An 8,828-nucleotide genomic window follows, 5' to 3' on the forward strand; every position below is an offset into this window, starting at 1 on the left:
GTAGAGCATCTGACTTTTAATCAGAGGGTCGAAGGTTCGAGTCCTTCATGGCTCATTTATATGAATGAAGAAAAGACCTTAAGGGATTAATCCTTTTAGGTCTTTTTTCTCTTATTCATTATAAAAGGATTTAGGTTTAGAAGTAGATTTATAAAACCTAGTGTTAAAGCTACATACTTAAGTGATTAACCGTATTAATTTTTAGAATCTTACTCATTTTTCGTATATATATACACGGTTTTGTCGAGTTGAGTCATTTCTTTTAATGTGGTTAAAATAGAGATAGATACAGGGATGAATGAAGGGAGATTTTTTCATGAAGAAGCTTGCCATTATTGGGATGCCTATGGATTTGGGACAAATGAGACGCGGAGTGGATATGGGGCCAAGTGCCATCCGCTACGCTGGAATAAATGAAAGGTTAAAAAAATTATTTGATGAAGTTCATGATCAAGGGGATATTGCTATAGGAAGGCCAGAAGTAGAGGTTGATCCGGAATCGAATCTTAGGAATTTGCATTTAATTGCTGAAAAGACAGAAATGCTGGCTAAGGAAGTAGATAAAGCAATTGAAAAAGGATCATTTCCATTAGTTCTTGGTGGAGATCATAGCATTGCGATTGGTACATTAGCTGGGGTAGCTAAGCATTATAATAATCTGGGTGTCATTTGGTATGATGCACATGGAGATTTAAATACGGCAGAGACGTCACCAACTGGGAATATTCATGGAATGCCGCTTGCAGTAAGCTTAGGAATGGGACATCCATTATTAACGAATGTTGGTGGATATGCACCGAAGATCAAACCGGAAAATATAGTGATTATTGGCGCACGTTCTTTAGATGAAGGAGAACGGGAATTAATTAAGGAACAGGGCATCAAAGTCTATACGATGCATGAGATTGATCGTATTGGTATGACGAAAGTAATGGAAGAGGCAATTGCTTATTTAAAGGGAAGAACAGATGGTGTACATCTATCTTTAGATTTAGATGGATTAGATCCGAATGATGCACCAGGTGTAGGAACGCCAGTGTTAGGAGGAATAAGCTACCGTGAAAGCCACTTAGCTATGGAAATGCTGGCTGAGTCTGAAATTATTACTTCAGCTGAATTTGTAGAAGTAAATCCAATTCTTGATGATAAAAACAAAACAGCAACAGTCGCTGTTGCTTTAATGGGATCTTTATTTGGGGAAAAATTATTATAATATAATTGAAAACAAGGACATCATGTTCTTGTTTTTTTATTAGCTATCTTATTGATTGTTTACGATTTTTAATCTTTTATACCTATAAAGGAAAAAATAGTCATCCAACTAAGTAAAAATTTGTTAATATAGATATATTGAGTATTTTTTTAAAAAAAGTGAAACCTTTTCCGCTATCGATTCGTAATGTCGAATAGCCGCACTTTGAGCGGAGGTAAAGAAAATGGAAGCAATCGTAAAGAAAAGGATAAAACAGGTATTAAAAGGCGATCAGGATGCTTATGCAGAAGTGGTTGAAATATATGGAGAAAAGGTATTTCATATCTGTTACAGAATGCTTGGAAATAGGCATGAAGCGGAAGATATTGCTCAAGAAGCTTTTTTGCGGGCATATGTAAATATTCATAGCTTTAATATTAATCTAAAGTTCTCTTCATGGCTTTATCGAATAGCGACAAATCTTTGTATTGATCGTATTAGGAAGAAGAAGCCTGACTATTATTTAGATGCAGAGGTGGCAGGTACAGACGGGCTGACCATGTATTCACAAATTGCTTCAGATACTAGCTTGCCTGAGGAAGATGTAGAGAGCTTAGAGCTGCAGGAAACGATCCAGCGGGAGATTTCTAAGCTTCCCGAAAAATACCGTACGGTTATTGTATTGAAGTATATTGAGGAGCTTTCCTTAAATGAGATAAGTAAGATATTGGATTTGCCCTTAGGTACGGTTAAGACTAGAATACACAGAGGAAGAGAAGCATTAAGAAACCAATTACGGCATGTATAATAAAAGAGGGTGAGAACTTTGAAGTGTCCAGCAGAAATAATCATTTATATGCATGAATATTTAGATGAAGAGATCTCAGCCAAAAATGAACAAGAATTAAGAACGCATCTCCAAAGCTGTAAGGAATGTCAAACGCATTTTCATGAGTTAAGAAAAACCATTGCTCTTGTTCAGAGTACTTCACATATTAATGTGCCATCTGACTTTACTGCAAAGGTGATGGCAAAATTGCCTAAAGAAAAGCGCAAGGTTGGTTTCCAGCGTTGGGTCAGGCACCATCCATTACTTACGGCAGCTTCTTTATTCATCATGCTTATGGCAGGGAGTCTGTTTTCTTCATGGGAGCAGGATCATGAATTTTCTGTTTCCAAGCAGCCCAATCTTATCGTTCAAAACGATACAGTTATCGTCCCTAAAGGTGAAGTCATTAAAGGGGATGTAACTGTGAAAAATGGGAAAATCCAGATTGAGGGACAGGTCGAAGGAAATGTGACCGTTATCAATGGAGAAAAGTATCTGGCATCTGCAGGTCAGGTGACAGGGGAAATTAAAGAAGTCAATGCTATTTTTGATTGGCTATGGTATCATATTAAAAAAACGGCAACAGAGGTCGTTAATATCTTTGACCATGAAGAACCAGAGGCAGCAAAGTAAAAAGGTGGAACACTGCATGTATGCAGTGTTCTTATTTTTATCTATTATGGAACTGGTTTGGGATGTCTCTTTCCTGAGAGAAAGTTGGTAAAAAGCAATGTGACCGTCTTAGCATCTCGTATTTGTAAGGGGTGGCTAAGACGCTTATGCTTTTCTTATTTCAAACAGGTTCGTCATTGGAATGCGAATGCTTTCAATGATATAATATGGAAGTTACGAAATAAATAGTACAAATCATCGTATTTTGAACAGTCTGGCTCAAGCCCTAGCTGGTCCTTCAATAAGGGTAGACGCCTACGCTATTCTAATTAAGATATTTTTGGAGGAAGGATAATGTCGTTGTTTTCAGATTTCTCTATACTGAAATTTTTGGCTAATACTGTTGACATTCTCCTTGTATGGTTCGTCATCTATAAGCTCATTACCATTGTACGTGGGACGAAAGCTGTTCAATTAGTAAAAGGAATATTCGTTATACTCCTCGTGAAAATTATCAGCGATACCTTCCACCTGCAAACTTTAGGCTGGATGATGGAACAAGTACTTATTTGGGGATTTTTAGCAATTGCAATTATTTTTCAACCTGAGCTTAGAAGAGCGCTTGAACAATTAGGACGAGGACGCCTTTTTTCCAGAAGTGGACATCAAGAAGGCGAGGACCAAGAAAAAATGGTCGAAGCGATTGTTAAAGCCGTTGATTATATGGCGAAGCGCCGCATTGGTGCGCTGATATCCGTTGAACGCGAAACGGGAATGGGTGATTATATTGAAACCGGTATCCCCCTTGAATCAAAGATCTCGTCTGAATTGCTAATAAACATCTTTATCCCGAACACTCCATTACATGATGGGGCCGTTATATTACAAAAGAATACCGTGGCTGCAGCTGCATGTTATTTACCTTTGTCAGAAAGCCCGTTCATTTCAAAAGAACTTGGAACACGTCATCGCGCTGCTCTTGGAATTAGTGAAGTAACTGATAGTTTAACTGTAATCGTATCAGAAGAGACAGGCAGCGTTTCCTTGACAAAAAATGGCGAGCTGCACCGAGATTTAAAATCAGAGGCATTTAAGGAATTGCTAACGAATGAATTAATCTTTAAAAATAATGTAAAACAAACTTCTTCAGGGCGTTGGAACTGGAGGGTGAAGAAAAATGGATAAGTTTATCGATAAGCTTGTTGATACACGTTGGTTTATGAAAATCGTTGCCTTAATCCTTGCATTGCTGCTTTTTCAATCTGTATATGATCCAGTAAAAAATGTATCAAATGTAAATGTCCCAGGCGAGCAAGACACGGAGGTACTGTCTGATGTTCCGGTTAAGACGTATTATGATACAGAGAACTTAATCGTCACGGGTGTACCAGATACGGTGGAACTCACAATAAAAGGGCCAAAAAATGTCCTTCAGCCAGCAAAAGTACAAAGGAATTTTGAAGTATATGTAGATTTATCTGATGCTGAAATAGGTACAGAAAGAGTACCAATTAAAATTAGGGATATTTCGGACAAATTGGATGTGACCATTAATCCAGCATATGTCAACGTCAGTATACAAGAAAAGGTCACGAAGGAATATAAAGTCGATGTTGAATTTGATCAATCATTGGTTGAAGATGGCTATATATCCGAAGCTCCAGAGGCTGAACCGAATAAAGTAAAGATAACCGGTGCGAAAGATGTAATGGAGAGAATTACCTATGTTAAAGCAGCAGTAAATATTAAAGATCCGATAAGAGAAACTGTTCGAAGAGAAGCTCGCGTTCTAGTATTAGATAAGAATATGAATAAACTTGATGTGTTAATCGATCAAGTAACAGTGGATGTCATTATCCCTGTAAAAAGCTTGAGTAAGGTCGTGCCAATTAAAATCGTTGAAAAGGGTAGTCCGTCAGAGAATATTTCTATTGATTCCATTTCACTTGATGTAACAGAGGCGAAGATTTATGGCAGTCAAGAGGTACTGGATAAAACGGAAAATGTAAGAGTAGAAGTTGACCTTAGCCAAATAAGCGGCAATACGGAAATTACTCTGCCTGTCATTATTTCGGATGACATAAAAGAAGTCAATCCAAAGACTGTTAAAGCAACAATAAAAACGAATGAAAAAAATAACGAAACAAGTAAAAATGAGGAAGATAAAGAAGAGAGCAAAATGTTATCAAATCTTCCTATTCATTTAACAGGATTAGACAGCCAATTTGAAGCTTCCCTTCAATCGCCAACTCATGGTGCCAATTTAACAGTTACGGGAAAGAGCGATAAGATTGCAGAGCTGCAGGCAAGTGACTTTAATGTCTTTCTTGATTTAGCTAATTTAAGTGAAGGGGACCATGAAGTGAAAATTAATGTCAAAGGTCCAACAGATGTTGATTGGAAGCTGGCGACGGAAACGGCAAAAATATCGATTACTCAAAAGGAAGTATAAGCTAGAAAAATGAATGAAGGAGCGATAACAGGAATGGGAAAATATTTCGGTACGGACGGAGTACGTGGGGTGGCAAATAGTGAATTAACTCCTGAATTAGCCTTTAAATTAGGCCGATGTGGAGGATATGTTTTAACTAAGGATAAAAATCACCCAAAGGTTTTGATTGGCCGTGATACACGAATTTCAGGCCATATGCTCGAAGGGGCATTAGTGGCAGGTTTGCTTTCCATCGGAGCGGAGGTTATGCGCTTAGGCGTTCTCTCCACTCCAGGTGTTGCCTATCTAACAAAGGCACTAGGTGCAGAAGCAGGAGTAATGATTTCAGCATCACACAACCCTGTGGCTGACAATGGCATTAAATTTTTCGGTCCAGACGGCTTTAAGCTTTCAGATGAGCAGGAACTTGAAATTGAAAGCTTAATGGATATGGAAGAAGATCAGCTGCCTAGACCAGTAGGGAGTGACCTAGGACAAGTAAATGATTATTTCGAAGGCGGACAGAAATACCTCCAATATTTGAAGCAGACTGTGGATGAGGATTTTTCAGGCATACATATCGCGTTAGATTGTGCACACGGTGCAACATCCTCGCTTGCATCCCATTTATTCGCGGATTTAGATGCGGATTTATCCATGATCGGGGCTTCTCCGAACGGATTGAATATTAATGAGGGAGTAGGTTCCACACATCCAGAAACGCTTGCTGCATTTGTGAAAGAAAAAGAAGCCGATATCGGACTCGCCTTTGATGGAGATGGCGACCGTCTGATTGCCATAGATGAGAATGGCGACATTGTCGATGGCGACCAAATTATGTACATTTGCGGAAAGTATCTGAAGGAACAAGGAAGATTGAAGCATAGTACAGTTGTTTCAACCGTTATGAGCAATCTTGGCTTCTACAAAGCACTTGAAGCAAATGAAATAGAAAGCATTCAAACAGCAGTCGGCGATAGATATGTGGTTGAAGAAATGAAGAAGAATGGTTATAATCTTGGCGGAGAGCAATCTGGGCATATTATCTTCCTCGATTATGTAACAACAGGGGACGGGTTGTTAACGGGCCTGCAGCTCGTAAATATAATGAAAATGTCGAAGAAGCCATTATCAGAGCTGGCAAAAGAGATGCAAAAGTTCCCTCAAAAGCTTGTCAATATTCGAGTAACTGATAAGCACCATGTAACAGATAATGAGAAAGTAAGTGCGATTATCACTGAAGTTGAAAATGAAATGAATGGAAATGGCCGGATATTAGTTCGTCCATCTGGAACGGAACCGCTTGTAAGGGTGATGGCAGAAGCGGCAACAGAAGAACTATGTAATGCCTATGTTGAACGAATTGCCGCAGTTGTAAAGCAAGAAATGGGTTTAGAAGAAGAATAGAATGACGATATGCATAAGGGAACGGAAAGTCTACCTTATGCATATTTTATTTAGAAGGGGTGTTTATTGCTTCCCTTTGTTTTTAGTTGACTAGTCACAGCCTATATTGTATGATTATCGTGCTTTGTAAATCTTTTTACAAAAGATTGATTAAAAAAAGGAAAGGTGGGCAGTAAGGAAAAATGATGGGAATAGAAGCGCCTGGACTAATTCCGATCGGATAGGGGATTAGTTGACGAGGAGGAGGTTTATCGAACAATCGGCGGATGCCTCCCGGTTAAAGCAAACCGTGATCTCTTCTTTAAAACATTAGGGTAACTTAATGGACAAAGAGTGGGGAATGCTAATTTACAAAGCAAAAGTGTATGCATGTATGTTCAGATAAAGTTGTCTGACATCATACGAATTTTAATTTAACTACAGAGATAAGGGGCAAGACTGCCCTGATTGGCTTCTTGCCCCTTCTTAACGGGAGGAAAAGAAGTATGTGCGGAATCGTTGGATATATTGGATTAAATGATACGAAGGAAATTTTATTAAGAGGTTTAGAAAAGCTTGAATATAGAGGATATGATTCAGCTGGCATCGCTGTAATTAATGAAAAGGGCGTCCATGTTTTTAAAGAAAAAGGCCGTATTGCTGATTTACGTAATATAGTCGACTTTGATGTGCTTGCGCAGACTGGTATCGGCCACACTCGCTGGGCTACTCATGGGGTACCAAGCACGATCAACTCCCATCCTCATCAAAGTGCATCAGGCCGTTTTACGCTTGTTCATAATGGGGTGATCGAGAACTATGAAATCTTAAAGCGTGAATACCTGCAAGATGTGAACTTTACAAGTGAAACAGATACAGAGGTCATCGTACAGCTAATTGAAGTGTTTGCTGGCGAAGGGCTAAGTACAGAAGAAGCGTTCCTCAAAACGCTTCAGCTTTTAAAAGGATCGTATGCACTTGCACTTTTAGATGACCAGAATGAAGAAACAATCTTTGTCGCAAAAAACAAGAGCCCGCTTTTAGTTGGTTTGGGTGATTCCTTTAATGTAGTTGCTTCAGATGCGATGGCCATGCTGCAAGTGACAGATCAATATGTGGAACTGATGGATAAAGAAATGGTAATCGTGACAAGAAATGCAGTTACGATTAAAAATCTTAATGGGGATGTTATTACCCGTAATCCATATACAGCAGAACTTGATGCAAGCGACATTGAAAAAGGCACATACCCTCACTATATGCTAAAAGAAATTGATGAGCAGCCTTTAGTTATGCGCAAAATTATCCAAAAATATCAAAATGACAATGGCGAGCTAACAATTGATCAAGAGATTATTGCTGCGATGAACGAAGCAGACCGCATTTACATTATTGCAGCAGGTACTTCCTACCATGCAGGTCTTGTTGGTAAGCAATTCATTGAAAAACTAGCAAAAATACCTGTAGAAGTACACATCTCAAGTGAATTTGGCTACAATATGCCAATGCTTTCTGAAAAGCCATTGTTTATCTTTATCACACAAAGCGGGGAAACAGCTGACAGCCGTGCCGTTCTTGTTCAAGTAAAGGAAATGGGCTATAAGGCAATTACAATCACAAACGTACAAGGTTCTACGTTATCACGTGAAGCGGACTATACTTTGCTGCTGCATGCTGGTCCTGAGATTGCCGTTGCTTCTACGAAAGCGTACACTGCACAGCTAGCAGTATTAGCCATCTTAGCTGAAGTGACTGCGAAAAGCCGTGGCATGGAACCGAATTTCAATCTTGTCCGAGAGCTAGGCATTATCGCCAATGCAATGGAAGTGCTTTGTGATGAAAAGGAAGCTTTCGAATCGATTGCTCGTGAGTTTCTAACAGTTACCCGCAATGCCTTCTTCATCGGTCGTGGCATTGATTTCTATGTAGGTCTAGAAGGCGCACTAAAACTAAAAGAAATTTCGTATATACAAGCAGAAGGGTTTGCTGGAGGAGAGTTAAAGCATGGTACAATCGCTTTAATTGAAGAAGGCACACCTGTTATTGCTATCGCAACACAAGAAAATGTTAATTTAGGTATTCGCGGAAATGTGAAAGAAGTCGTTGCCCGCGGTGCGTATCCGTGCATCATCTCCATGAAAGGATTGGAATCTGAAGGCGATACCTTCATTATCCCAGAAGTGCACGAATTATTAACACCTCTTGTCTCTGTTTTACCATTACAGCTTATTTCTTATTACGCTGCCCTGCACCGCGACTGCGATGTTGATAAGCCAAGAAACCTGGCTAAGAGTGTAACGGTGGAGTAAGTAGGAAGGGTTTTTGATAACTGTTGTTGTATTAAATGAAAGCTCTTTATTTGAAAAAAATATTTTTTA

7 protein-coding genes are annotated in these 8,828 nt (G+C 39.1%); all 7 read left to right on the forward strand.

Annotation, left to right across the window (positions count from 1 at the left end):
• Window positions 1–316 precede the first annotated feature (316 nt).
• The 7 genes from rocF to glmS all read left to right on the forward strand — a co-directional run bounded on the left by rocF (window position 317) and on the right by glmS (window position 8,759).
• Window positions 317–1,213: an arginase gene (rocF, locus tag RUH74_RS23760; RefSeq protein WP_313805255.1), complete on the forward strand. Its 897-nt coding sequence runs from the start codon at window positions 317–319 to the stop codon at window positions 1,211–1,213.
• A gap of 223 nt (window positions 1,214–1,436) precedes the next feature.
• Window positions 1,437–2,000: an RNA polymerase sigma factor SigW gene (gene sigW / locus RUH74_RS23765; protein WP_313805258.1), complete on the forward strand. Its 564-nt coding sequence runs from the start codon at window positions 1,437–1,439 to the stop codon at window positions 1,998–2,000.
• A gap of 18 nt (window positions 2,001–2,018) precedes the next feature.
• Window positions 2,019–2,654 (forward strand): zf-HC2 domain-containing protein, encoded by a 636-nt coding sequence (locus tag RUH74_RS23770; RefSeq protein ID WP_313805261.1) that lies wholly within the window; start codon window positions 2,019–2,021, stop codon window positions 2,652–2,654.
• A 333-nt stretch (window positions 2,655–2,987) separates the two neighbouring features.
• Window positions 2,988–3,818 carry a diadenylate cyclase CdaA gene (cdaA, locus tag RUH74_RS23775; protein WP_313805264.1) on the forward strand — a complete coding sequence of 277 codons (831 nt, stop codon included), beginning with the start codon at window positions 2,988–2,990 and terminating at the stop codon, window positions 3,816–3,818.
• A complete protein-coding gene (locus RUH74_RS23780) occupies window positions 3,811–5,085 on the forward strand; it encodes a CdaR family protein (protein WP_313805267.1) in 1,275 nt (424 codons plus the stop codon). Before cdaA ends, RUH74_RS23780 begins: the two co-directional genes overlap by 8 nt.
• 33 nt (window positions 5,086–5,118) lie before the next feature.
• Window positions 5,119–6,471: a phosphoglucosamine mutase gene (glmM, locus tag RUH74_RS23785; RefSeq protein WP_313805269.1), complete on the forward strand. Its 1,353-nt coding sequence runs from the start codon at window positions 5,119–5,121 to the stop codon at window positions 6,469–6,471.
• Between the two features lie 485 nt (window positions 6,472–6,956).
• Window positions 6,957–8,759, forward strand: a complete 1,803-nt coding sequence (gene glmS, locus RUH74_RS23790; protein ID WP_313805271.1) for a glutamine--fructose-6-phosphate transaminase (isomerizing) — start codon at window positions 6,957–6,959, stop codon at window positions 8,757–8,759.
• Window positions 8,760–8,828 lie beyond the last annotated feature (69 nt).

Origin of the sequence: Cytobacillus sp., from assembly GCF_032154635.1 — a bacterium.
In the GTDB taxonomy this organism is placed as follows: Bacteria; Bacillota; Bacilli; order Bacillales; family Cytobacillaceae; genus Cytobacillus.

Coding starts and splice junctions, on each gene's coding strand:
- rocF (WP_313805255.1), top strand. CDS start 317: ATGAAGAAGCTTGCCATTATTGGGATGCCTATGGATTTGGGACAAATG.
- sigW (WP_313805258.1), top strand. CDS start 1,437: ATGGAAGCAATCGTAAAGAAAAGGATAAAACAGGTATTAAAAGGCGAT.
- cdaA (WP_313805264.1), top strand. CDS start 2,988: ATGTCGTTGTTTTCAGATTTCTCTATACTGAAATTTTTGGCTAATACT.
- RUH74_RS23780 (WP_313805267.1), top strand. CDS start 3,811: ATGGATAAGTTTATCGATAAGCTTGTTGATACACGTTGGTTTATGAAA.
- glmM (WP_313805269.1), top strand. CDS start 5,119: ATGGGAAAATATTTCGGTACGGACGGAGTACGTGGGGTGGCAAATAGT.
- glmS (WP_313805271.1), top strand. CDS start 6,957: ATGTGCGGAATCGTTGGATATATTGGATTAAATGATACGAAGGAAATT.